This is a genomic window from Bacillus sp. AY3-1 (assembly GCF_008368785.1).
GTDB classification, from domain to species: domain Bacteria; phylum Bacillota; class Bacilli; order Bacillales; family Bacillaceae_G; genus Bacillus_A; species Bacillus_A wiedmannii.
Window position 1 is genome coordinate 1 of the sequence record NZ_QORZ01000018.1, and the last position, 22,732, is coordinate 22,732.

General features: G+C 34.3%; 28 protein-coding genes and 1 pseudogene. 16 read left to right on the top strand and 13 right to left on the bottom strand.

Annotated elements, in window-relative coordinates; genetic code table 11:
• The first annotated feature begins 169 nt into the window (after positions 1-169).
• The 3 genes from DN389_RS18910 to DN389_RS18920 all read left to right on the top strand — a co-directional run bounded on the left by DN389_RS18910 (position 170) and on the right by DN389_RS18920 (position 1,600).
• Positions 170-946, top strand: a complete 777-nt coding sequence (locus DN389_RS18910; protein ID WP_000014094.1) for an oxalate:formate antiporter — start codon at positions 170-172, stop codon at positions 944-946.
• Positions 947-997: 51 nt separating this feature from the next.
• A complete protein-coding gene (locus tag DN389_RS18915; protein WP_048540982.1) occupies positions 998-1,318 on the top strand; it encodes a hypothetical protein in 321 nt (106 codons plus the stop codon).
• 69 nt (positions 1,319-1,387) lie between these two features.
• Positions 1,388-1,600: a hypothetical protein gene (locus DN389_RS18920; protein WP_000798747.1), complete on the top strand. Its 213-nt coding sequence runs from the start codon at positions 1,388-1,390 to the stop codon at positions 1,598-1,600.
• A gap of 30 nt (positions 1,601-1,630) precedes the next feature.
• Here the strand turns inward: DN389_RS18920 and DN389_RS18925 are convergent, their stop codons facing one another.
• Positions 1,631-1,969: a hypothetical protein gene (locus DN389_RS18925; RefSeq protein WP_060488565.1), complete on the bottom strand. Its 339-nt coding sequence runs from the start codon at positions 1,967-1,969 to the stop codon at positions 1,631-1,633.
• Positions 1,970-2,173: 204 nt separating this feature from the next.
• Here DN389_RS18925 and DN389_RS18930 point away from each other — a divergent pair, with 204 nt between their 5' ends.
• The 10 genes and pseudogenes from DN389_RS18930 (at position 2,174) to DN389_RS18980 (ending at position 10,312) form a co-directional block, all read left to right on the top strand.
• Positions 2,174-2,854, top strand: a complete 681-nt coding sequence (locus DN389_RS18930; RefSeq protein ID WP_149237466.1) for a class I SAM-dependent methyltransferase — start codon at positions 2,174-2,176, stop codon at positions 2,852-2,854.
• Positions 2,855-2,948: 94 nt separating this feature from the next.
• Positions 2,949-4,637, top strand: coding sequence for a formate--tetrahydrofolate ligase (locus DN389_RS18935; protein WP_046953671.1), 1,689 nt, complete (start codon positions 2,949-2,951; stop codon positions 4,635-4,637).
• Between the two features lie 90 nt (positions 4,638-4,727).
• Complete coding sequence (locus tag DN389_RS18940; protein ID WP_149237467.1) at positions 4,728-5,255, top strand: hypothetical protein; 528 nt, start codon at positions 4,728-4,730, stop codon at positions 5,253-5,255.
• Between the two features lie 19 nt (positions 5,256-5,274).
• Complete coding sequence (locus DN389_RS18945; protein WP_048561706.1) at positions 5,275-6,444, top strand: DEAD/DEAH box helicase; 1,170 nt, start codon at positions 5,275-5,277, stop codon at positions 6,442-6,444.
• 658 nt (positions 6,445-7,102) lie between these two features.
• Entirely contained in the window at positions 7,103-7,444 is a 342-nt protein-coding gene (locus tag DN389_RS18950) for a hypothetical protein (RefSeq protein ID WP_098802034.1), read from the top strand.
• A 436-nt stretch (positions 7,445-7,880) separates the two neighbouring features.
• The gene (locus tag DN389_RS18955; RefSeq protein WP_098802035.1) at positions 7,881-8,378 is read left to right on the top strand and encodes a hypothetical protein; all 498 of its coding nucleotides are present in this window, start codon (positions 7,881-7,883) and stop codon (positions 8,376-8,378) included.
• Between the two features lie 229 nt (positions 8,379-8,607).
• Positions 8,608-9,000, top strand: a complete 393-nt coding sequence (locus tag DN389_RS18965; protein WP_149237468.1) for an immunity 50 family protein — start codon at positions 8,608-8,610, stop codon at positions 8,998-9,000.
• A 92-nt stretch (positions 9,001-9,092) separates the two neighbouring features.
• Positions 9,093-9,398, top strand: coding sequence for a hypothetical protein (locus tag DN389_RS18970; protein WP_098642996.1), 306 nt, complete (start codon positions 9,093-9,095; stop codon positions 9,396-9,398).
• 40 nt (positions 9,399-9,438) lie between these two features.
• Positions 9,439-9,706, top strand: a pseudogene (locus tag DN389_RS18975) (zinc ribbon domain-containing protein); the annotation flags it as partial.
• A 222-nt stretch (positions 9,707-9,928) separates the two neighbouring features.
• Complete coding sequence (locus DN389_RS18980; RefSeq protein WP_060488569.1) at positions 9,929-10,312, top strand: VOC family protein; 384 nt, start codon at positions 9,929-9,931, stop codon at positions 10,310-10,312.
• A gap of 44 nt (positions 10,313-10,356) precedes the next feature.
• On the opposite strand, the gene DN389_RS18985 is transcribed toward DN389_RS18980, so the two are convergent.
• Positions 10,357-10,995, bottom strand: coding sequence for a zinc dependent phospholipase C family protein (locus DN389_RS18985; RefSeq protein ID WP_098190068.1), 639 nt, complete (start codon positions 10,993-10,995; stop codon positions 10,357-10,359).
• 29 nt (positions 10,996-11,024) lie between these two features.
• Positions 11,025-12,011, bottom strand: coding sequence for a quinone oxidoreductase family protein (locus DN389_RS18990; RefSeq protein ID WP_149237469.1), 987 nt, complete (start codon positions 12,009-12,011; stop codon positions 11,025-11,027).
• A 207-nt stretch (positions 12,012-12,218) separates the two neighbouring features.
• Between DN389_RS18990 and DN389_RS18995 the strand changes: the two genes are divergently transcribed.
• Together DN389_RS18995 and DN389_RS19000 are read left to right on the top strand one after the other, a co-directional pair.
• Positions 12,219-12,797 carry a sigma-70 family RNA polymerase sigma factor gene (locus DN389_RS18995; RefSeq protein ID WP_098190070.1) on the top strand — a complete coding sequence of 193 codons (579 nt, stop codon included), beginning with the start codon at positions 12,219-12,221 and terminating at the stop codon, positions 12,795-12,797.
• The gene (locus tag DN389_RS19000; protein ID WP_098190071.1) at positions 12,794-13,474 is read left to right on the top strand and encodes a DUF3600 domain-containing protein; all 681 of its coding nucleotides are present in this window, start codon (positions 12,794-12,796) and stop codon (positions 13,472-13,474) included. Before DN389_RS18995 ends, DN389_RS19000 begins: the two co-directional genes overlap by 4 nt.
• Positions 13,475-13,528: 54 nt before the next feature.
• Here the strand turns inward: DN389_RS19000 and DN389_RS19005 are convergent, their stop codons facing one another.
• The 5 genes from DN389_RS19005 to DN389_RS19025 form a co-directional block, all read right to left on the bottom strand.
• Complete coding sequence (locus DN389_RS19005) at positions 13,529-13,774, bottom strand: hypothetical protein (RefSeq protein ID WP_149237470.1); 246 nt, start codon at positions 13,772-13,774, stop codon at positions 13,529-13,531.
• Between the two features lie 141 nt (positions 13,775-13,915).
• On the bottom strand, positions 13,916-14,044 hold the full coding sequence (locus DN389_RS19010) for an ABC transporter (protein ID WP_098190072.1): 129 nt from the start codon (positions 14,042-14,044) through the stop codon (positions 13,916-13,918).
• A 59-nt stretch (positions 14,045-14,103) separates the two neighbouring features.
• Positions 14,104-14,538: a hypothetical protein gene (locus DN389_RS19015; protein ID WP_088093167.1), complete on the bottom strand. Its 435-nt coding sequence runs from the start codon at positions 14,536-14,538 to the stop codon at positions 14,104-14,106.
• 85 nt (positions 14,539-14,623) lie between these two features.
• Complete coding sequence (locus DN389_RS19020) at positions 14,624-15,595, bottom strand: MBL fold metallo-hydrolase (protein WP_098190073.1); 972 nt, start codon at positions 15,593-15,595, stop codon at positions 14,624-14,626.
• Positions 15,596-15,691: 96 nt separating this feature from the next.
• A complete protein-coding gene (locus DN389_RS19025) occupies positions 15,692-15,901 on the bottom strand; it encodes a DUF3925 family protein (protein ID WP_002127081.1) in 210 nt (69 codons plus the stop codon).
• A gap of 224 nt (positions 15,902-16,125) precedes the next feature.
• On the opposite strand from DN389_RS19025, the gene bsaA reads away from it, so the two are divergent.
• On the top strand, positions 16,126-16,608 hold the full coding sequence (gene bsaA / locus DN389_RS19030; protein WP_000219425.1) for a glutathione peroxidase: 483 nt from the start codon (positions 16,126-16,128) through the stop codon (positions 16,606-16,608).
• 83 nt (positions 16,609-16,691) lie between these two features.
• Here the strand turns inward: bsaA and DN389_RS19035 are convergent, their stop codons facing one another.
• The 5 genes from DN389_RS19035 to DN389_RS19055 form a co-directional block, all read right to left on the bottom strand.
• The gene (locus tag DN389_RS19035; RefSeq protein ID WP_149237471.1) at positions 16,692-18,920 is read right to left on the bottom strand and encodes a transglutaminase TgpA family protein; all 2,229 of its coding nucleotides are present in this window, start codon (positions 18,918-18,920) and stop codon (positions 16,692-16,694) included.
• Positions 18,917-20,131, bottom strand: coding sequence for a DUF58 domain-containing protein (locus tag DN389_RS19040; protein ID WP_098190075.1), 1,215 nt, complete (start codon positions 20,129-20,131; stop codon positions 18,917-18,919). The genes DN389_RS19035 and DN389_RS19040 overlap by 4 nt, the downstream gene beginning before the upstream one ends.
• Complete coding sequence (locus DN389_RS19045; protein WP_000553990.1) at positions 20,131-21,093, bottom strand: AAA family ATPase; 963 nt, start codon at positions 21,091-21,093, stop codon at positions 20,131-20,133. Before DN389_RS19045 ends, DN389_RS19040 begins: the two co-directional genes overlap by 1 nt.
• Positions 21,094-21,498: 405 nt before the next feature.
• On the bottom strand, positions 21,499-21,840 hold the full coding sequence (locus DN389_RS19050; protein WP_088121974.1) for a hypothetical protein: 342 nt from the start codon (positions 21,838-21,840) through the stop codon (positions 21,499-21,501).
• Between the two features lie 117 nt (positions 21,841-21,957).
• Positions 21,958-22,458: a hypothetical protein gene (locus DN389_RS19055; protein WP_088121975.1), complete on the bottom strand. Its 501-nt coding sequence runs from the start codon at positions 22,456-22,458 to the stop codon at positions 21,958-21,960.
• Positions 22,459-22,732 lie beyond the last annotated feature (274 nt).

A 22,732-nucleotide genomic window follows, 5' to 3' on the forward strand; every position in this document is an offset into this window, starting at 1 on the left:
CACTATTCGGGTTCACTTCACACGAGCAGGTGTTTTTTCTTGTAATCACTATGTAATAAAACACATGAAATTGTAAATAGTTTTTGAATTTTTTTCTATGTTTCTAAAATTTTTCATGTTAAAATATGCTATAGAATTGAAACATATAAAACGAAGGTGGCTAGGTGCTTTGTCTGGAGGATCTGACCAAGTAAAGAATATGATATATATTAATGGTAATCGTCGGGGTCATTGTTTTATTACATCAGGAATTACGTTTAAAGAGTTTGCAAGTAACATCCCTTCACCGCTTCATCAAGTGTTGCTTTTGAAGCATAACTTTGAATGGACAGATTTTCATTATCATACTTTATTTGAATATGTTGAGGAAGAAAATATACATAAGCTAATTCAAGCAGAGATTGATGAATTTGATGAATTTTGTTGGGTAGATTTTGATGATGCAAGCGATTTAGATGAATTAGAGCCAAAAGAAATTGCAGAGCTTTTATATTTGGCTCACAAAAAAGAACCACTTGCAAGAACATTCTTTCCGCTATTGAAAAATAGATTTGTTTATTTTTCACATGATGACGGATGGTACAACAAAGTGTATTATCGTAGAATTGCTGACTTTGTAGGGATGTTAAGTAAAGTCATTCCTTATAAACTCGGTGCTTTTGGTAAGAAACGTTTTTCTTTGTTCCAAAAATCAAAAATTTTCCCAGCAATTTCGAAAGAAGTGATCATGGGGCTTCTTCCATTAATGGAGGATGGTCTTTATATTGATCTAGCAGGGAAAATTGAGTCAAGAAGAGGTCTTGAAATTCCGGTATATGTAGTTGGTTCGTATGAAAGTACGGATGAGGTGCTAGATAATATCGATGAATTGAAAGAAGAAGCAACAGAGACAGGCTGGCTTATTTTTGATAAGAAAGAACAAGAATGGCAATGGGTTGTGGACTAAGAAAACTTGGCGCATGAAGTCAAGTTTTCTTGTCATTTGAAAGGAGTACAAATGAAGAAATATTATACAATTGTGGGTATTGTAAGTATTATTCTCGTAGCGATTTTACTTATTACTTGTCCGAAAGAATCGGATTTTAAAGTATATGTAGAGGATAAGTATGCATTGAAATGTGATGAGAGTAGTTTTGAATGCACACAAAATGTAGATGGTAAAAAAGAAAAATTACAATTTGAAAGTACAGATGCACGAAATGGCGTATTCTTTATGACTGCAAAGCAAACATTTAAAACAGAAGCTGGTGTTACGAAAGAATATAGCGGAGTAGGAATGTTTGGTACATTTCTTTTTGTTTCAGAGAAGACTTTCTAGTAATGGAAGGTCTTTTTCTTATGCTTATGTTCATATAGATGAAGTAAGACAAGCATAGGAGGGATAGTAATGAAGAATACATGTATCGTTTGCGGTGGTGAGGAGTTTTTTTCCTCAACTTTGTATGCACGTACGAAACAAGATTGGGCATATGCGCCAAACATGTACCGTTTTGAAAAGGTGTTTATTGAACATAGGGATGAAGAAAATTATCCAGTGTTTCAAGAAATTACAGCGAAACATTGCTGTGGATGCGGTCATATTATGTTGTATCACGAATGAACACACCAAGTATAACTTGGTGTGTTTTTTTTAAAACGCTGACAAAGAAAGCGGATAGAGTAAAGTAAATAAAACGGAAAAACTACCAAAACCAATTGCTGTATATCCAAGTGTTCTTGCTCCGAAATTGACAGCTAATAAGCCGACTAAAATCGCAAGAGAGCCGAGTGTAACTGGATAAAATGCAATTGAGAAAAGCGAAAGAAATAAAGCGACATAGCCTACCATTGCACCGGTGTTTGTACCTTCTATTTCATTTGCAATTTCTTTACGCTTATGTCTAATTGGTATGCCAGCTGGTGATATTTCAGCCGCATACTCTTCGTGTTTTTCACCACTTTTAAAATGATGATTTCTCTTTCTTCGCATGTACATCCCTCTCTTTCAATTGGGTGTACCTATAGTATCTTACATAAAGAGAAGAACATGAGTATGAGTTAAACCCAAGTAAAGCAAAAATTGGAGAATAAAGATTCCGTTATTTGCTTGTACATCTCCTAATGAAGATAAACAGGAATTTTGGAAAATGATGTAGAATGAAATGAATGATAAAACGTGAAGGCAGGGGAATGTATGACGAAATTTAATTGGCATGAATCAGCAGAGAAAAAATGGGATAGCAGTGCAGAATTTTGGAATCAAAATAGTCAAGAGATGTGGGACAGCGGGAGTAGGAATACAATTATTCCGTTTTTTGAACAGTATGTGAAGAAAGAAGCTCAGGTGCTCGATGTTGGTTGTGGGGATGGATATGGTACATATAAATTAAGTCGCGCGGGCTATAAAGCAGTTGGAGTAGATTTATCAGAAGTGATGATTCAAAAAGGGAAGGAGCGTGGAGAAGGACCGAATTTATCTTTTATAAAAGGGGATCTTTCTTCCTTACCATTTGAAAATGAGCAATTTGAATCAATTATGGCAATAAATTCTTTAGAATGGACCGAGGAGCCATTACGAGCATTAAATGAGATAAAGCGCGTTTTAAAAAGAGATGGGTATGCATGTATTGCAATTTTAGGACCGACAGCAAAGCCTCGAGAGAACAGTTATCCTCGTTTATATGGCAAAGACGTTGTTTGTAATACGATGATGCCTTGGGAGTTTGAACAGTTAGCGAAAGAACAAGGTTTTGAAGTTGTAGATGGCATCGGTGTATATAAGCGCGGAGTAAATGAGAAGATGCTAGGTCAACTACCTATCGAGTTACAACAATCGTTAACATTCTTATGGGTATTTATGTTAAAAAACGCATAAAGAAATGAAAGAATTTTTAGGGGGTAAATAAGTGCAGAAAATACAAAAAACTGATACAATATCATCAGAACCAATTAAAGGGGGACTAGGGTATATGACAACTACTACAACAGTTAAATCCGATATTGAAATCGCGCAAGAAGCGAGTATGAAGAAGATTCAAGAAATTGCAGCTGAATTAAATATTTTAGAAGATGAATTAGAGCCATACGGGCATTATAAAGGTAAGTTATCTCTTGATATTTTTAAGCGCTTACAGGATGAGAAAGACGGTAAAGTTGTTTTAGTAACAGCGATTAACCCAACTCCAGCTGGAGAAGGTAAATCAACAGTAACAGTTGGTTTAGGTCAAGCTTTTAATAAAATTGGTAAGAAAACAGTAATTGCACTTCGCGAACCATCTCTTGGACCAACGATGGGACTAAAAGGCGGGGCAGCAGGTGGCGGTTTTTCACAGGTTGTACCTATGGAAGACATTAACCTTCACTTTACTGGAGATATTCATGCGATCACAACTGCTAATAACGCGTTAGCGGCGTTTATTGATAATCATATCCAACAAGGAAACACACTTGGGATTGATACGCGTAAAATCGTTTGGAAACGCTGTGTTGACTTAAATGATCGTGCCCTACGTAACGTAGTAATTGGTCTTGGTGGACCAGTTCAAGGTGTACCACGTGAAGATGGTTTCGATATTACAGTGGCATCTGAAATTATGGCCGTATTCTGCCTTGCAACAGATATTCAAGATTTAAAAGCACGTCTATCTCGCATCGTAGTTGCTTATAACTTTGCAAATCAACCTGTAACGGTTAAAGATTTAGGTGTAGAAGGTGCGTTAACATTATTATTAAAAGACGCATTAAAACCAAACTTAGTACAAACGTTAGAAAATACACCAGCTATCATTCACGGCGGACCATTTGCGAATATCGCTCACGGTTGTAACAGTGTTATCGCTACAACAATGGCAGCAAAATTAGGTGATTATGTTATTACAGAAGCTGGATTCGGTGCTGATTTAGGTGCAGAGAAGTTTTTAGATATTAAAGCTCGAGCAGCTGGCATTAAACCAGAAGCAGTTGTTATTGTTGCGACTATTCGTGCGCTTAAAATGCATGGTGGCGTAGCAAAAGATCAATTAAAAGAAGAAAATGTAGACGCATTAGCAAAAGGTATGGAAAACTTACAGAAGCATGTTGAAACAATTCAAAGCTTCGGTGTACCTTTCGTAATTGCAATTAATAAATTTATTACAGATACAGATGCAGAAGTTGCATACTTACAAGAGTGGTGCAATGAGCGTGGCTATGCAGTATCCTTAACGGAAGTTTGGGAAAAGGGTGGCCAAGGCGGAGTTGACCTTGCTGAAAAAGTATTAAAAGAAATCGAAAAAGGTGAGAACAACTACGCACCACTTTATGAATTAGAATTACCATTAGAAGAAAAAATTCGTACAATTGCTCAAAAAGTGTATGGTGCAAAAGATATTGAGTTTGCTCCGAAAGCACGTAAGCAATTAGCTCAATATGAAGGAGAAGGATGGAGTAACCTACCAATTTGTATGGCTAAAACACAATACTCTCTTTCTGACGATGCAACAAAATTAGGTCGTCCATCTGACTTTATCGTTACAATTCGTGAGCTAAAACCATCAATTGGTGCAGGGTTTATCGTTGCGTTAACAGGAACAATGTTAACAATGCCAGGCCTTCCAAAACAGCCAGCAGCACTACAAATGGATGTAAATGAAGATGGAAAAGCAGTAGGTTTATTCTAAAAGGTTGTAATTCATCTCGTTTATCTGTAAACTATATATACATCAAGTGGCGCCTTTCCATCGAAAGGCGCCTGTTTTTTGGAGGAAATTATGTTTGATCCAACTGCTTTTGATAATTTAAAAGTAATCGTAGAAGGTGCTGTTTATGATTTTGATTTACATGGAGATATTCTTGTAACAGATCGAAAAGACATGATGGACCTTGCCTCATTAAGTCGTATATACCATATTTCATTTCAATTAACAGAACCGTTCGAACAGGTAGTAAAAGCAACATTTTCACTATCTGTAGATGCAAAGAACTTGTCTGGTGAAATATTGGAAGTACCACAATTTACACCAGGTTGTGAAATGAAGTTAGCATTTTCATTCCCGATAGAAAAGCCAGAGGTAGTGTGTGAAGAAATTGAAACTTTCATGCATTCTATATGGGGAAAAGAAAGAATGATTACGCAGAAAATTTCATACGAATATAATAAGCAAGCGATTTCATATCATAATAAGGTAGAGGTTCTATTTCAAAAAGCGATTACAGAAGACCATGTTGATGATTTAATAGCTGTTATCTCACACATGATAGAAACGGTGCGAACAATACAACATTTTCTTCAAAAATAGAGATAAAGGAGAAAAACAAATGATAAAAGATATGCAACCATTTTTACAACAAGCTTGGGAGAAGGCTGGTTTTAAAGAATTAACTGAAATTCAAAAACAAGCGATTCCAACTATTTTAGAAGGACAAGACGTTATAGCTGAATCTCCAACTGGAACAGGAAAAACATTAGCGTACTTATTACCCCTTTTACATAAAATTAATCCTGAAGTAAAACAACCACAAGTTGTTGTTTTAGCGCCAACACGTGAGCTTGTAATGCAAATTCACGAAGAGGTTCAAAAGTTTACAGCAGGGACTGAAATTTCAGGGGCATCTTTAATTGGTGGTGCAGATATTAAGCGCCAAGTTGAAAAATTAAAGAAACATCCGAGAGTAATTGTCGGTTCACCAGGACGTATTTTAGAATTAATTCGAATGAAAAAGCTAAAGATGCATGAAGTGAAAACGATTGTATTTGATGAGTTTGATCAAATTGTAAAACAAAAGATGATGGGCGCAGTACAAGATGTAATCAAGTCTACAATGCGAGATCGTCAATTAGTATTCTTCTCGGCGACAATTACAAAAGCGGCAGAAGATGCTGCACGTGATTTAGCAGTTGAACCACAATTAGTACGTATAACACGTGCAGAGACAAAAAGCTTAGTTGAGCATACGTATATCATTTGTGAGCGACGCGAAAAAAATGATTACGTAAGAAGAATTATGCATATGGGCGATGTAAAAGCAGTTGCTTTCTTAAATGACCCATTCCGTTTAGATGAAATTACTCAGAAATTGCAATTCCGTAAAATGAAAGCAGCAGCTCTTCATGCAGAAGCAAGTAAGCAAGAGCGTGAAGCAACGATGCGTGCTTTCCGCGGCGGGAAATTAGAAATTCTACTTGCTACTGATATTGCAGCACGTGGAATAGATATCGATGATTTAACACATGTAATCCACTTGGAGTTACCAGACACAGTAGACCAATATATTCACCGCTCAGGACGTACAGGACGTATGGGTAAAGAAGGAACTGTCGTTTCTCTTGTAACACAACAAGAAGAGCGTAAATTACTTCAATTTGCAAAAAAACTAGGTATCGTGTTTACAAAGCAAGAAATGTTCAACGGATCATTTGTAGAAACGAAACCGAAAGCACCAAAGAAAAAGAAACCAGCATTTACTGGGAAGAAAAAGCCTAGATAAAGTGAAAAAATAATCAGTAGGGGTTCCCCCACTGATTATTATCCCTCACCAATCGGACGTTTACGGGATAAATAATAGGGAAGACGTAACTATTTGTAGTTACGTCTTTTTTATTTGAGTCAATATGCTCATTTTAGGTAACTAATTATTTCCTCTTAAAAATATATAGAAAGATTATTCACTAACTTAAATTTTTTCTAAGTCAATGTAAGGATGTATTGGTATAATTAATGATGTGCTCCATTTTATGGATTAACTTATTGATATAGGGTCTATACTTTGGGTTATATGAAAATACTACATATTCCCTGTTAAATATCATTAATATAAAAAACTACATAGGCTCTTCTTTTGTAATTAAAAAACATATTACAGTAAGGAGTTATATTATAATGGCAATCTTTCAAAGTAATGTTCAAAAAGCTGAAAAAATTGCTACGCAAATGAGTTCTGATTCTGAAGCAGTTCAAAAACAATACCACATGCAATACGTACGACAGTAACTGTTAATTCCAAAGCGTGAGAAGCAAATAATAATAAGATTGAAGTCGATACAGTTAGATATGTAAGAAAAACCTCTCTCAGATTTAAAATAGAAATAATTATACAGAATAATGAGATAATAAATATGTAATCTATTTATACTAGGAGGTGAAAAATGGAATACATATACGAATTTTATCGTGATGGACTCGGCGGATTAAGAATACGTTTACCCAAAGAGATTTCTATAATTTCTCATTTTTTAGAAGATATTTTAGATGATGAAGCAGATGAGTATATACAGATTTTAGATACTGTAGTGAAGCAAGAAGTTCCACAATATGAAATAGAAGGGAACGTAGCAGCAGTCTACATTGAACCTAATTATACTAGTGCTATTAACTTATTTATGAGTGCCCCAAATAACCAATGTAAAATTGAGACCTCTGAATTTAGAAAACTACTTGTGTTGTGGCGAGATACAGTGGTAGCAGAAGGGAAAGGTATTGAAGCGTAAAAAACACTAGAAAGTGTGGTCTTTTTTCACTTAAATTTAATTACTCCATATTTTATAGTTGTTTTCCATAGAGAATTATCAGTAGAATAAAGTGGACATATCCGAAGTAATGCAAATATATTTAAAGGGATTTATCTCTCCCCCATAAAACGTGGTGTTTTAGAATCGAAGTTTTAAATATTACACAGATTTTGCGAACCCCTGGCGAACGAAAATGCCGAAAACCTTCCCTGACCTTAAGATAGAATTGAATTATTATGAAAAAATATTATTGAACGTGGAATACAGAGTGGGTCTACAACAGCTCGTGAAAGGAAGATACCATCCATAATTGTCTTGAAAAAAGACAGGATTTTTATGAAGAAAAGATATTTGAACATTTCAGGCTTAATAACGATCATCATACTTATTATAATAAATGAGAGGCGTATAGATTATGATATATCAAAATGATAGGATTCGTAGGAAGAAGGCATTAATTAGTGCTGAAAAAATCATTAGCCTATTTTCAAATTTTAAATTTATTGAATTTGAAAATCCCGATTCTGCATGGATAGAACTATTCGATATACCATTGAAAAAGTTTCGTAAGGTTGACTCTAAACCAAAGTTTTGTATTCCAATTGGTAATGTTAAAAGTAAGTATATTTTATGGATTGAAAATTCTTTAGCTTCTTTAAATTTTTCAAATCATATAACAGAATATTTTATATTAGTTCCTAATTGTTTAGAACCGATATGGGCAAATGTTAGGATATTGAACTTCACAAAATTTATTGAGGAGCTTTGGGACATTTCTGAAACTAACGAATCTACAATTGCTGATAAGGGCACGGGACAAATTGTACAAATATTTTCTGAGGAAGAATATTATGAAATTCATTTTGAGTGTTGCGACATAAAGCCCATTGACTCTTCAAAAAATGGATACTAAACGATAAAAAACAGCCTATTATGACCCAGGAATTCACATATGAAGTCGATGGATAAAAAATTATAATTCTAGATCATTTAGCCGGTCATATCTTCGGGAAACGTGGCATTGGAGATCAACCAACTCATTAAAATGAAAGACCTGAGTACAATACAAGAATGGGACAAGTAGATGGGATGGAGAAACATTATTATTTTGAGAAGAGGAATAATAAATAGGGAGTATAAAAATGATTGATCAATTAAAAATTTTAAATCCCCAGGCGTTAATTAGCATTTTTGGAAAAATACCAAAATTTGAAGACGCAGAGTTATTAGAAGTGTGTCTTAAAAGGGATGGCCCTACCTTAGTTACCCAATTGATGACAAAAGAAAACGTTGAACATAAACCTAAACGCTGGAATAATTGGGATGTAATTTATGTGGAAATCTCTTTCTTTACTATTCGCAATTTAACAATAGAAAGTTTAGGAACAGAAAATATCATTGAGCATTTTGAAATAAGTACGACGTCAGAAGGCAGTTTATTAAAAATTAAATGTAAGAATCAAATGATAGTTGAAACTTTATTTGACTGGGCAAGAATAGAAGGAGTTACTCCAGGTTTAATAGGGTTACCTTAAGTGAACTAACGGGTGTTTTAGTTGAACAACATTTAAACAACTTTAATATCACTTTACGTTCTGATGGATATTCTTGAAAGGAGTAGTGTTGTATGAAATCAATAAATGTAAATGGAACTATATATCATATTGAATCTGTTCTTTTTGAAGATAAGAGTGAACAGGATGAAGAGGGATACTATGAATATTTTTACAAAGGAGTCAATTTATCGTTTCACTCTGACAAAGAAGTAATTAAAGCCCGAATTTATGACGAGGAAGAAATAATATATTTCTCAAAAAATCCAATTCTTGCTTTTGGTAAAGATTTTGAAGCGATAAAGAAATATATAATTAAAGAATATGATGTAAATAAATTTAAGATTCCAGGTGGGGAAAAAGCTTATATAGAGTTATAGCCATAATTGACCTTAAACTTTACCATGATTTATTAAATACAATATGAAAGGAATGTCACGAGTACTTAGATTTGGTAAGAGTGTAGCGGATAACGGTTGGCGGATGCTCACGACCTTTTTTAGCATATAAGCTACAAGAACAAGGTAAACAGCTTGTAAAAATAGTTAAATGGTTTCCTTCTACAAAGATGTGTAGTCGTTGTGAAAATAAAAAAGAAATGCCATTATGCGGACTCACAATCAGTCGTGATTATAACGCAGCTATCAATATCAAAAAAGAAGCCATACGCTTCTTAGCGTCGGCATAAATAGTAACAAAATAACCTTTGGAACAAGGGAGTTAGCTATCAAAAGTAACGATGAACCGAGAAGCCTCCACTTCCGGGTAAGCACGTAAGAGATACTAAGTGGTGGGTAGTTCACAGTTCACTAACTAGCGATTTACAAGTATTCAACTGAATGAAAAAAGGAATAATAATAGTACCTGTAGAAACCTACATAGAATATTAAAACCATTAGGGGGAAATGAAATGATCCATAAAGTCGGACAAATTATGTTATATGTAAACAATCAAGATGGGGCAGTAAATTTTTGGACGGAAAAGGTAGGGTTTCATGTAGTAGCAGAGGAAGATAATAAGCAAGGAATGAGATGGATTGAAATCGCTCCGAAAAGCGGTGCAGAAACGAGCATTATATTACATAATAAAGAAGTTATTTCTAAGATGAGCCCAGAATTAAATCTTGGTACACCGTCCCTAATGTTCTTCTCAGAAAATCTTGATCAACTATATACAGATTTAAAAAATAAAAATGTTACTGTTGGCGAAATGGTAACTATGCCTTCTGGTAAAGTATTTAACTTTGCTGATAGTGAAGGGAATTATTTTGCGGTTATGGAAAAGAACAAATAATAATATTGCTATGTGAAAATCCCCCTCAAATATATTGAGGGGGATTACATGTTTGAAGTGGATTTTTCATTAGAGAGTTGATTAATATAAAATACGCCTTTTTTAATAGCTGTCTCAATATAACCAATGATTTGATTAAACGTAAATACTTGTAAGTCTTCATGTAAATGTTGCTCTGGATACAACATATCTTCAAAAAGATACTTTCGAAAAGCTAAAACGTTTTCTTTAGAAACCTCTTTAATATCTATAATGTGAGCCTCTTGATTGAGAAGAGAGAAGAGCCGTTGTTCTTTATCGTAATGATAAAGTAATTTTGCGTTCAATAATTTAAAGTCGTTGTAGTACATAGGCGCGATAGTTTCGTCATTTTCGATTCTGTTTTTAAGCCAAGGTAGAAAAAAGCCGCTTAGCCAATTATCATCGGCAATGAGGTGGGTGCAATAGCCTAGGAGAAAAGGGGACTCCATATAATCTTTATATTTATGAATAAATGATCCATAATCAATTCGTCTCGTATAGTCTTTTGTTGAGCCAGCGTAAAAATGTGAGGTGACTTTTTCTATCTTTGAATGCACAGCATCGGGGGCTACGCCTCCAAGTATAAAAGAAGTTTTATCTTGAATAGATAATTTCTCGGCAATCCTGTTAGCGATAATAGCATGCATAATTCGTGATCCCATGAATGACACCTCGGTTTCAAGTATTCATTTCAGGAAGGGGACTGAACAGTTAGTATTACTTTCCCTGTACTTTTTCTACTTTCGACCCATTCATGTGCTTTCCCTGCATCTTGAAGTGGAAAAGATTTCGCAGCTTTCATTTTCAGACGGCCATCACGTAAATAACGGAAAACTTCATTTGCAGTTTTTTGGAGTAGTTCAGGACGTTTTTTTCGTGTAGTACCAAAACTAAAACCGAGTATAGAGCGGCAACTTGCGTGTAAATCTTTCGTTTGGAAGTTACCAATTTCACCGCTTGCATTTCCGAAATGAACGAGGCGACCATAATAAGCAAGACATTTTAAACTTCTTTCCGAAACCGTTCCAGAAATAGAATCTAAAATTACATCAACCCCTTCACCGTTGGTCAGCTCATTGACTTTCTCTACAAAATCTACATCTTGACGACATATAACATAATCAGCTCCAGCGTCTAAAGCGATTTTACTTTTCGCTTCATTTCCGACAGTACCGATAACAGTTCCAGCCCCTAATAGTTTAGCGATTTGAATTGCTGTCGTACCAATCCCACCAGCCGCTGCATGAATGAGTACAGACTCATCTTGTTGAAGCCTTGCTACATTTGCGAGTAAATTATAGCTTATAAAAGATACAATCGGACAAGCAGCTGCAGTTTGAAAATCGACTTCATCAGGTAAAGCAAAAGTAAGGTTTTCATTTGCGACAACGTATTCTGCGTAAGAGCCATCTTGAGGAAAAGCAATGACACGTTGTCCAGGATAAATATTTTTCACATGAGAACCGACTCGTTCTACAACACCAGCGGCATCTATCCCTGGTATAAAAGGTAGTGCTGTATTTCCTTTTTTACCATAACGGGATTTAATATCGGCAAAATTTATACTAGTAGCAACAACGCGAATCAAAACTTGATCTTCTGAAATAGTCGGCATATCCACATCTGTATATTTCATCACTTCAGGACCACCGAACGACGTTACAATGATAGCTTTCATTATATATCCTCCTTAATTTGACTATATAAATCATTTTAAATCGTCATTAGAAATTGGGAAATTATATAATAGTTATGTGTGATTATAAGTGAAGCTTATGAACTGATTGAATCATTATATTAATTTATATAAAAAAACTTTTGAAAAAATCGAACGAAATATCAATTACTTGCCAATATAAAGTGTAAGACAAAGGAGGGATGGAATATGAAGGATGAAACGGTGTATGTAGATTTAATCCAATTAACTTTATCAGGCAATAAAGAAGCGTATAGCGAATTGTATGATAAAACGATTCAAGAAGTATATAAAACAGCACATTTTTTAATAGAAGATAAAACGGATGTAGATGATGTCGTTCAAGAAATATACATACAGCTATATGAATCGCTTCGTAAGTATGATAGCGAGAAGCCATTTCGCCCTTGGCTAATTGGACTTACGATTAAACAAATTCACTCTTATAGAAGAAAGAGGTGGATGCGACTACGAATTATAAAAAAAGCAGAAGAGCAAAGAAAACCGGTACAAATTGATTTTTCTAACGATGTTGTAAGTAAAATATCAAACAAAAAACTAATCGAACTCATTCATAAATTACCGTATAAATTGAAACAAGTTATTATCTTAAGATACTTACACGATTATTCACAAGAAGAAGTAGCACAAATATTACATATTCCAATTGGTACTGTGAAATCTAGAATTCACGCGGCATTAAAAAAACTACGTCAAAAAGAGCAAGTAGAAGAAATCTTTTTAGGAGAGGTAGGGAATGTGAAATGAGCTTAGATTGTAGAGTTAGAGAATCTATACAAGAAGAAGCGAAGGGGATTATTGCCCCGCCGGAGTTAAAAGAAAAAGTAATTGTCCAAATAAAAATGAAGAGCGGGGGAAGTAAAAGGAAGAAGCGCCTTATCGCAGGAGTACTTGTAGCAGCATTTTTAATCCCGACGACTGGTTTTGCGTATCAATCTATTATGGCGGATGGTATATACGGATCTTTTGAGAATGTAAAAAAACACGCCGGAGCGATGACATTAGAAGCGTATATGCGTTTTAATGCAAAATTATCGGAAGCGAAAGATGAAATGGGTGCGAAGGAATATGAAGAGTTTACAAAAGAACTAAAAAAATTAACAAATGCAAAGCTTGCGTACGGAGATTCGAACGGTAATATTGATTATGATCAATTATCACCAGCAAAAAGAGAAGAAATGAAAAAGGTAAGTATGGGCCTGCAACCATACTTTGATAAATTAAATGGTCATAAATCTAGTAAAGAAGTATTAACACAAGAAGAGTTTGATCGCTATATGGAAGCTTTAATGACGCATGAAATAGTGCGAGTGAAGACAAAATCAACTGGTGGAATGAAAGTAGAAGAAATACCTGAGGCGTACAAAGAAAGATTTATTAAAGCGGAGCAGTTTATGGAGTATGTAGATGAAAAGGTGCGATAAGTAAAAAAGCTCATAGCTTTAGCTTTGAGCTTTTCTTATTGAAACGTAAATATATTAGCCACCTATTCCTTTTGCTAGCAATAGGAAGTATACAACTACTAATATTACGCCATTTAATGCCGTACCAACTATTCCGAATGACCAATTCTTTGATGCGATTGCAAAAAGAATACCGAGTAATGAAAGTATAGCTAGAATCGCAATAATTAAAGTTAAATTTGCATTAGGCCCTCTTAAAATAAAGAAAGAACATATACTTGCGAGAAACATTAGACACGAGAATCCAAAAAGTCTATACATAATAATTCTCCCTTATTTGAAGTATCATTTGAATTAGTAAACGATTTTCTTTAGTTTAACATAAATTTCCTAGTACATATTGAATTTGTAAACAATAAAAAACGAGTATAAAATCTATGTGATTGTATACTCGTTTTATTATTATTTAAATTTCCTTACCGCATGAATAGCGACTCTTACAAGTAATATCGCACTTATAAATAAACCACCGTAACCAACGACACTTATAAATTGATTATTTGGTTCTGTCGCACTGTTTGCTAAATGCAATTATTCTAACAACAAGCCAAGACAGTACAATCCTTGACTTGTACGATTCGATGGAATATTCAATTATATTTTTTCATCGTTGCATTGTCCTTTTGTATAAAACAATCTAAAAGAGAATAGCCAGCTATTAAACTTATTATCGTAACAAAAGTAGTATTTATAAGAATAATATTAGTTAAATAAGGCAGGTATGCACCAACTGGTGAAAAGAGTAGAGCTGGAGAAAAGGAAATGAATAGCGTAGGCACAGTAATAGCGATAAATTTATCCGGTTGAAAGCGCCAGTTTTGTTTACTTGTTTCGCGATTAATGGATTGAAGGAATCGTAATAAAATGCCAACTATAAGAGGGAAGAGTGTAAAGTAGAATAATCTTGGATAAACGTTAAAGTTCACCTGTGCGTCTGTATCTAAATAAAATTGAATTTTCACTCCGACAAATAATAATAAGACGATAAATAAGGTGAAGCAGAGATATAGCATCACTTTTTGCATTACATTCCACCATCCTTTACTCAAAATATATTCAAAAAAAGAAGAGATATACAATAACTACTGTTGTATATCTCTTCTTTTACGGTTATTTAATAGTGGAGTTTGTTTTTTCTTGCTTCGTGAAATAATCTATAATGCCCATCGCACTAATTTCTATATCTAAATGTAAAATGTTGTAAACAGAATGATCTGATGGAACGTTTACCTTTGTAAGGTGAGAATAGATCTTATCCATTAATATAGTTTGTAAAGCTTTAGTCGCTTCATCGAAATCATTATACTGTTCAAAGACCTCTTTACCAGTATGAACGAAAATAGGTAGCCAATGTTCCAGTTGGTTATATACTTCTGTAACATTAGAGGATGCACCGTAATGACCGAAATAAATAGTATCTACATTCATACTTTGAATGTGATTTTTAGAAGCAATCATCGCATCTGGTTGGAATTGTGAAGGGGACGTTGATGGTAAATATAGTTCGACACCAAGGTCTGCGAGTTCTCTATAATAAATTCCAATTGTATCGCCAGTAAAAATGCCGTTTGTTAATGAATCGTGAATGCTAATATGGTGTTTAGCATGTCCCGGTGTATCGTAAAATGTAAGTGTACGGTCTGCGGCAATTTTTAACGTATCACCATTTTGGACAATACGAACACGTTCTTCTTCTATAGGAAGAATTGGATCAAATAGTTTATCGAAATCTTCTTTGTATACAGCTTTTGCGCCTAAAATGAGTTTTGTTGGATCAACCATATGACGAGCACCGCGAGAATGCACATATAAAGTAGCGTTTGGGCATTTTTCCATCATTAAACCAGCAGCACCGGCGTGATCTAAATGAACATGTGTAACGATAATGTTTTTAACTTCGTTTAAATCAATATGTAATTGTTGTAAGCCGTCTAAAATATACGGAAGAGAAGGGGCTGCACAAGTTTCAATTAAAGTAATATCGTCACCTAATAAAACGTACGTACCAGTTCGTTCATTATGTTGTAAATCAAAATCATCAATAAGATATAGGTGAGAAGATAATTGCTCTACTTTTTTCATCATTACCACTCCTTAGTTACTGTATGTTTCTATTATACGCTAAAATAGAAAAAAGGCAGAAAACGAAAGCTCGTCTTCTGCCTTTTTAAAGTGTTATTATTTCGTTTGTTCTTTATTGATAGACATAACGAACAGTCCAACTATGCCACCAACGATTGGAAGCATAATTTCTCCTGCTAAATTAAAGTAGGAGCTTAAAAATAAACCATTTACATCGATTACCCAGCCAATCACATACAATAACATCATATATAGTACGAAATAAAACTCGCGATTTGAAATCGTTTCATGTTGTGCAGTTTTCATAATGAACACCATCCTTTTCTTTTATAATGGAATATAAACTGTCACATTTTGTTCACAATTTAATTGTAAAACTTTCCAACATAAAAGTCTAGTAGTTTGTGTCGAATTTTCGAACGGAAATAAAGCGCTATCATATTGGGGTGTAAGTACGTAATAAGAGCTGTATATTCATGAATGTAGTATAGTATAAACATAGAATGATAGTGAAGAGAGGGGTAAGGAAAATGACAGTTTATGATTTTTCAGCTAAAACGATAACAGGAGAAGATAAATCGTTAAAAGATTACGAAGGAAAAGCACTTCTTATTGTAAATGTAGCTAGCAAGTGTGGTTTTACACCGCAATATAAAGGTTTACAAGAAGTATATGATAAATATAAAGACCAAGGACTAGAAATACTCGGTTTCCCATGTAACCAATTCGGAGGACAAGAACCAGGTACAGAAGCAGATATTACTAGTTTTTGTGAGTTAAACTATGGTGTAAACTTCCCGATGTTTGCAAAGGTTGATGTAAAAGGTGATAAGGCTCATCCTCTGTATACATATATGACAGAACAGGCCCCAGGTTTACTCGGTATGAAAGCAGTGAAATGGAATTTTACTAAGTTTTTAATCGGAAAAGACGGGAAAGTAGTAGGGCGTTTTGCGCCGCAGACGAAGCCGATGGATTTAGAGGTTGAGATTGAGAAGGTACTTGGAGAATAACTAGAAGTTTCACTTTATTAAAAAACGCCTCAAAGAACAATGTAGTTCTTTGAGGCGTTTTCTTTCAACTCACATTATCAAGATTAAATCGCTGAATGGAAGTCATTTGATTTAGGCGCAGAGGCTGCTTTTTTCATAAGGATTTCCCATAAGTGTACGGATTTTTCCCATTCTGCTGCGGATTGTCCCTTTTGATACATAGCGTTCTCATAACTGAAAGTAAGTTGTTGCATATGAGCCGAGTTGTAAAGTGTATCAATGTGGAGAGCATATTCTCGGAATGTTTGACTTTTCCCTCGTGGTATACCAATTCTGCCAAATTGTTTCAAAAGTGCGCCATAAGCTTTGCTATAAACAGCATCACCTTTTCGGTATTTATAGAAAAGAATGATAAAAAATGTAATCCATTTTATTCTAGTGGTGAAGAGAATATATCCTACAATACTAGTCGATATCGTAGAGAGAAATACGTACCACCAGGAAAATTCATTTTTAGAATTTGTACTCTTTTTAGTAGTAGTTTCTTCTGTATCGTCTATTAAATTTTTGAGCTTTGCTTCATTGTTCCGCTGGCGTATTTGCTCGTTTTGAGAATTTGTTTCTTCTCTATTTTGTAAAGTAAGAGCAGGAGTATTATTTGTAAAAGTATAGGGATTAGTAAATCCTTTTGTTGGTTCGAATGGAATCCATCCGTATCCTGGGAAATATACTTCGACCCAAGAGTGTGCGTTATCGTTCGCGATTTTATATACATCCTCACCTTCTGCACCAACTAGTGTATTATCAAGAGTTCCTTCTGTATAACCTTTTACCCAGCGAGCAGGAATCCCAGCAGAACGAAGCAACACGATCATAGACGTCGAGAAATTATTACAGTAGCCGCTTTTTGTATCGAAAAGAAATTGATCTACATAATCTTGGTTTTTGGCAGGGAACGAGACATTCATTGTTTCATATACGAAAGAATGGTCGGTAAAGTAGTTTTCAATAGCTAATACTTTATCATATCGGTTGTCTTTATCATTTGTTAGATTAACAGCTAAGTCTATTACTCGTTGCGGTAATGATTCGGGAAGTTGCGTGTACTTTGTCATGAAATAAGGATTTGTTTCTTGGCCTTCATTCGCGTTTACAGCTTTCAAGTTTTCTATGGAAAATTCCGGGACAGCATATGTTACTTTATATGAATGTAAAGTAGTAGAAGAATCTCCTTCCATCGTATAGATTTTTTCTGAAAAGGGGTCAACGCTGTATGATACATTAGATGAAGCCTCGACAGATACTAATCCTGCTGGATAGGTAAGGTGAGGATAACTTTTTTGCATGGTGATTGTTGCCTCAGTGGCCTCCGTTTTTGTATTTTGTTCGTACCAGCTCACGACGTCGTTTTTATTTTTAAAAGAAACCTTTTTTTGATTTTCAGAAACTTCCCAGCCTTTTCCTGTATAAAAATCTTTCGTTTCGACTCTCCAATATTGTTTGTTTTGCGTTTGTGCTGTGAAAACAATTGTCGGATCTGCCTTAAAAGGGCCGCCTAATCGCGAGTCATCTAAACCATACCCAATTTTAGAAACTTCTTGTTTTTTACTTGCTTCGGATGTGTTGAATTTTAAAAAATCCATTGGGTTTGGCCATTGAGGGCCAAATTTTGGAGCGAAGTATGCGATAGTTGCTGACAATACAATAAATATTGTAAGAGGTCTAAGTAATTTTGAGATTTCTCTAGCAAAATTTTGTAGGTGTTCCATCTCTTTTATTCGTTCTATGCGAAGAAGACTAAGCATAAAAAAGCCGATGACAACAGTACGAATAATAGCGTAGTTTGCAGTGTATAAATGTAAGTTATGAAAAATGGTGATATAAATAATAGTCAATATAAGAAATAACAACCCACGTTTTTTATGAATCATCCAAAAAGAGATGAAAGCACTCAAAAACCAAAAGGATAAAAAAAATAAAAGTGTTGGAAAAACTGGAGAGATATCCAGCAAATTCCCCTGAAATAACAAGGAGGAATTTCGAGAAATATCAGTGAAAAATTTCGTTAGCCAAGATGGATTTATAAAAGCATTTTTATAATATAGGAAATGAATGATGAATAAAATCGTGACGATCTTTATTGGAATCTGCCATTTTATTTGAAAAAAAGAGAGAGTGAAGCAAATCCCTATAAATATTACGAAAATATCTAATCTACCTACGTTTGTAATACCTACGAGGGGCCTTAGCCATTCTAGTAAAAGTAGAAATGCGCATGCATGCATGAAAAATCTAGTCATATCCCATTGTTTTTTTTCCTGTAATGTTATCATTTGCTCACCTCAAAAAACACGTTTGTATACTGGTTTCCATAAACCACATTTACAAATATTTGTCGTTTTTGTAGAGTTTCTAGAATACTGAGTTCTCGGTGTGAGAGTTGATTTGCTTTTTCTTTTACGACAAACACCATTAATTTTCTATTTTTTATAGCAGCAAAGTCAGCCGCCTTTTGAATATCGGGAGAAAGATCGCTTGTCACGAGTATAATCGTGACGGGCTCATAAATTTTTCTTAATTCCATTTCTACACTCCGGGAGAGTGGGAATACACTATCTGCTTGTACTTTCGCTAAATGACAAAAGATTTGATGTAACTGACTATCTCCATTGTCTAAAGGGAAAAAAGTTCGTTCTTTTCCGACAGATACGAATGACGCCGGTGAATTTTGCTTCAAGACAGACCTGACAATAGAGGCAGTAAATGTGACGACTGATTCGAATAGAGGGGATGGGGTTCTGTCCATGAATATCATAATATTATGGCTGCGCTGTTGTTCAAACTCTTTCGTCATAATGTTGTTTGTTCGTGCAGTTGCTTTCCAATCAATCCATGAAAAGCGGTCACCAGGTTTATAGTCTCTCACACCGACAGAAATGGTAGAGTCTTTTACTAAATTTATATTTGCTGAAAGTGCTCCTTGTTCGAAATGATTTTCCATTTGTCGATATGTTATATCTACATACTGAGGGTAGACTAAAAATGTATCTGGAACTGAAAAAGTTACTTCTTTCTCCATCATACCGAATAGATCGCCAGTTTTGACACGTACGCTTGAAAAAGAGTGCTCTCCTCTAGGGATTGTGTCAATTGCATATTGAAACGAAATATTTCGTTTCAATCCTGGAAAGAGTATTGCCTTATTTACTTTCGTTTGTTTACAATTTGTGAATTGTAATGGCAGTTCATCTTCTATAATTAAATAAAGTAAGGGAAATGGAAAACTTCTTTTTATTGTAATCGTGCTTAAAAATGGTTCTCCTGCTACATATTCGTCTTGATTTGTTCTTCGTTTTACCTCGGCGTTCCGTAAAGCAAAGAAGGGAAGCAATAGTGAATAAAGGCCAATAGGAATCGTACTGTAAAACAAAAACCAACTTACAAATCCTCCTTGAAGCATAGCGTATACAAATGTTAAGACTAGGCATAACGGAATGAGTGATAACTTAATAAAATGATAGAGTGCTCGTAGTATCCGTTTCATCAAAGGTTCATCTTCCTTTGAGTAGGTACGGTAGTTCGCGCAACAATTTTTGCGATAACTTGTTCTCCTGTTATTCCTTCAAATTTTGCCTCCATTTTTAGAATGAGTCTGTGAGCTAACACGTAGGGAGCTAAAAATTTAACATCGTCGGGAATAACATAATTTCTGCCATGGATGAATGCATAAGCTTGTGAAGCTTTCATTAAAGCAATCGAGCCACGCGGACTTGCACCAAGCTGTATAGAACTATAAGAACGAGTCTGACTAACAAGCTTTACAATGTAATGCTTGATTGCTTTGTCCATGCTTATTTCCCGTACGCTCTGTTGTAAATAAAGTAATTCTTCTATTGTTGTAATAGCTTGTAAATGGGAGAGGGGATTTGTTTTTTCCATCCTGTTTAAAATTTCAAACTCTTCTTCTGGTGTAGGATATCCCATTTTTAGTTTCAATAAGAAACGATCGAGCTGTGCTTCTGGTAAAGGATATGTTCCCTCATATTCGACCGGATTTTGTGTAGCCATTACAAAGAACGGTTTTGGTAACGGTCTTGTCATGCCATCTATTGTAATATTGCCTTCTTCCATACTTTCAAGTAAGGCAGATTGTGTTTTTGGAGATGTACGATTAATTTCATCAGCAAGTATAAAATTCCCCATGATTGGTCCAGGCTTGAACTCAAATTGGAGCTCTTTCGGATTATAAATAGAAACTCCAGTTACATCTGACGGCAGTAAATCAGGTGTAAATTGAATGCGCTTGTAATCAGCATCAATTGATTTAGAAAGTGCACGTACTAACATTGTTTTCCCAACGCCAGGCACATCTTCTAATAGTACATGACCTTCAGCTAAGAGCGCTGTCAAAGCTAAGATCGTTTCTTTTCGTTTTCCGACCATTAACTTTTCAATATTGTTAATTATTTTTTCTATAATGGGATGTAATGAATCAAGCTGGTGCATCGTAATCCTCCTAATGTTATTATCGTTTGCTAATCTATTTAGTGGGAAATAGTATGTATCCATCTAATTGCGGGAAGTAAAGATTTCATCTTTAATTCTAAGAATATTCAGATTATTTATTCTGATTACATCTAGTATAATTGTTTCCGTAACTAAGGGCAATATGGTAAATAATGATTTCTCGTTTTATGTGAAATACGTTTTGATATAGAATAGTATCGTCGGTAAAAGTAGAAGAGGGGAAGGACAGGAAAGATTGACCTCAATGAGCAAAATAAATAGCGTAGGAAACCCTACGCGTAAAGTTTGAAACATATATTAATACGCCTTGTGATTAAAATATATATGAATAAAATAAAGTCGGCTTCACATGAAGAGGCCATCTATTTAAATTATTACACTCCTTTATTTTTTATCTTTTTTATATTCTTTTCGTTTATTTAACCAAATATGAATCAATCCTACCAATTCCATTGTTTCAATCTCACAATATTTTCCTTTCCCATCTTCGGCTAAATTGTCTAACACAGTAGTTGTGTCGTTCCGGATTTCTAAACTGCAAATGTTGCCATTTACTACTACATAATTTTTTTCTCCGTTTAAAACACTATGTATTTCTTCTAAAATCCAATCTCCAAAAGCTGCAACTTCAATTCCTAAAAAAGTTTCAACAAGTTTTATTTCTTGAGGAAGTCTCATAACTAAATCACTACTGTTAAGTACTTCAAAACTATATGGATATTTCATGACTATTTTACTCCTTTATTTCTGGCTTTAGTGACTCTATTTACTTCTCTATTAATCTCATAAGCTCTATTAAGGTAATAAATTCTTATACTATCATTATTCTTGTCTTACTTACATTTATAGTAAAAGTAGATTGTTATTAAACTTATTCATCCAATATTTCTCTGATGTAGGTATGAGTTCAGTGAAATCTTCATATGTACCTATCCAATCTTTTGGTACATAGTTTTCGTATGATGCCGGTTCTGGAAACATTGAATATAGTATTTTATTATCAAAGTTAATTAATAAGACTGGACTATAATCTAATAGATCTTCTCCTGCATTCTTCCTTTTAATATTTTCAAGTAGTAAATAATTTAATTCTTCTTTAGTTGTTTTATATTGATTAATCCTTACTAAAAATACTTCTACATTTTCATGATCTAATACTTTTATTTCATTTCTTTCTTCCGTTTCATCATTATCTTCAATGCTTATATCTAAATTTTTATATGCATTATCTAATTTATTATAATCTAAAAACCATAGTTCTTTATCTGTTACATACCACCTAAACTCATTTTTATATATGACGGCTACTATAATGTTTTCTGCATAAAGCGGTTCTAATATCATAATCTACTCCTTTTATTATTATCTTAATATCCTGCCATTCTGGTGTATTCTTCTCTTCATTCAATCCAAGTTGCTGACAATTCATATAGATTTCCTGGCGTTTTTTGTTCAACTATTTTCAGGATATTTACCCTTAGTATGGTGGATTGAAAGTATTTTATTTTCATTTATAAACTTATCTTACGATTTAGGCAAATCAAATTTAACTATTCCCAAATTACTTCCGCTATTATATAAGAAATTTTTTGTACGCTCATTTTAATCTGTACTACAT

What these genes read in the sequence shown, in the direction of transcription:
- DN389_RS18935 (WP_046953671.1), top strand. Translation starts at nt 2,949, where the DNA reads ATGACAACTACTACAACAGTTAAATCCGATATTGAAATCGCGCAAGAA.
- DN389_RS18990 (WP_149237469.1), bottom strand. Translation starts at nt 12,011, where the DNA reads ATGAAAGCTATCATTGTAACGTCGTTCGGTGGTCCTGAAGTGATGAAA.
- DN389_RS18980 (WP_060488569.1), top strand. Translation starts at nt 9,929, where the DNA reads ATGATCCATAAAGTCGGACAAATTATGTTATATGTAAACAATCAAGAT.
- DN389_RS18925 (WP_060488565.1), bottom strand. Translation starts at nt 1,969, where the DNA reads ATGCGAAGAAAGAGAAATCATCATTTTAAAAGTGGTGAAAAACACGAA.
- DN389_RS19040 (WP_098190075.1), bottom strand. Translation starts at nt 20,131, where the DNA reads ATGAAACGGATACTACGAGCACTCTATCATTTTATTAAGTTATCACTC.
- DN389_RS18995 (WP_098190070.1), top strand. Translation starts at nt 12,219, where the DNA reads ATGAAGGATGAAACGGTGTATGTAGATTTAATCCAATTAACTTTATCA.
- DN389_RS19045 (WP_000553990.1), bottom strand. Translation starts at nt 21,093, where the DNA reads ATGCACCAGCTTGATTCATTACATCCCATTATAGAAAAAATAATTAAC.
- DN389_RS19035 (WP_149237471.1), bottom strand. Translation starts at nt 18,920, where the DNA reads ATGATAACATTACAGGAAAAAAAACAATGGGATATGACTAGATTTTTC.
- DN389_RS18920 (WP_000798747.1), top strand. Translation starts at nt 1,388, where the DNA reads ATGAAGAATACATGTATCGTTTGCGGTGGTGAGGAGTTTTTTTCCTCA.
- DN389_RS19020 (WP_098190073.1), bottom strand. Translation starts at nt 15,595, where the DNA reads ATGAAAAAAGTAGAGCAATTATCTTCTCACCTATATCTTATTGATGAT.
- DN389_RS18965 (WP_149237468.1), top strand. Translation starts at nt 8,608, where the DNA reads ATGATTGATCAATTAAAAATTTTAAATCCCCAGGCGTTAATTAGCATT.
- DN389_RS19055 (WP_088121975.1), bottom strand. Translation starts at nt 22,458, where the DNA reads ATGATATTAGAACCGCTTTATGCAGAAAACATTATAGTAGCCGTCATA.
- DN389_RS19000 (WP_098190071.1), top strand. Translation starts at nt 12,794, where the DNA reads ATGAGCTTAGATTGTAGAGTTAGAGAATCTATACAAGAAGAAGCGAAG.
- DN389_RS18915 (WP_048540982.1), top strand. Translation starts at nt 998, where the DNA reads ATGAAGAAATATTATACAATTGTGGGTATTGTAAGTATTATTCTCGTA.
- DN389_RS19025 (WP_002127081.1), bottom strand. Translation starts at nt 15,901, where the DNA reads ATGAAAACTGCACAACATGAAACGATTTCAAATCGCGAGTTTTATTTC.
- bsaA (WP_000219425.1), top strand. Translation starts at nt 16,126, where the DNA reads ATGACAGTTTATGATTTTTCAGCTAAAACGATAACAGGAGAAGATAAA.
- DN389_RS18930 (WP_149237466.1), top strand. Translation starts at nt 2,174, where the DNA reads ATGACGAAATTTAATTGGCATGAATCAGCAGAGAAAAAATGGGATAGC.
- DN389_RS19005 (WP_149237470.1), bottom strand. Translation starts at nt 13,774, where the DNA reads ATGTATAGACTTTTTGGATTCTCGTGTCTAATGTTTCTCGCAAGTATA.
- DN389_RS18985 (WP_098190068.1), bottom strand. Translation starts at nt 10,995, where the DNA reads ATGGGATCACGAATTATGCATGCTATTATCGCTAACAGGATTGCCGAG.
- DN389_RS18950 (WP_098802034.1), top strand. Translation starts at nt 7,103, where the DNA reads ATGGAATACATATACGAATTTTATCGTGATGGACTCGGCGGATTAAGA.
- DN389_RS18945 (WP_048561706.1), top strand. Translation starts at nt 5,275, where the DNA reads ATGATAAAAGATATGCAACCATTTTTACAACAAGCTTGGGAGAAGGCT.
- DN389_RS19050 (WP_088121974.1), bottom strand. Translation starts at nt 21,840, where the DNA reads ATGAAATATCCATATAGTTTTGAAGTACTTAACAGTAGTGATTTAGTT.
- DN389_RS18940 (WP_149237467.1), top strand. Translation starts at nt 4,728, where the DNA reads ATGTTTGATCCAACTGCTTTTGATAATTTAAAAGTAATCGTAGAAGGT.
- DN389_RS19015 (WP_088093167.1), bottom strand. Translation starts at nt 14,538, where the DNA reads ATGCAAAAAGTGATGCTATATCTCTGCTTCACCTTATTTATCGTCTTA.
- DN389_RS18955 (WP_098802035.1), top strand. Translation starts at nt 7,881, where the DNA reads ATGATATATCAAAATGATAGGATTCGTAGGAAGAAGGCATTAATTAGT.
- DN389_RS18970 (WP_098642996.1), top strand. Translation starts at nt 9,093, where the DNA reads ATGAAATCAATAAATGTAAATGGAACTATATATCATATTGAATCTGTT.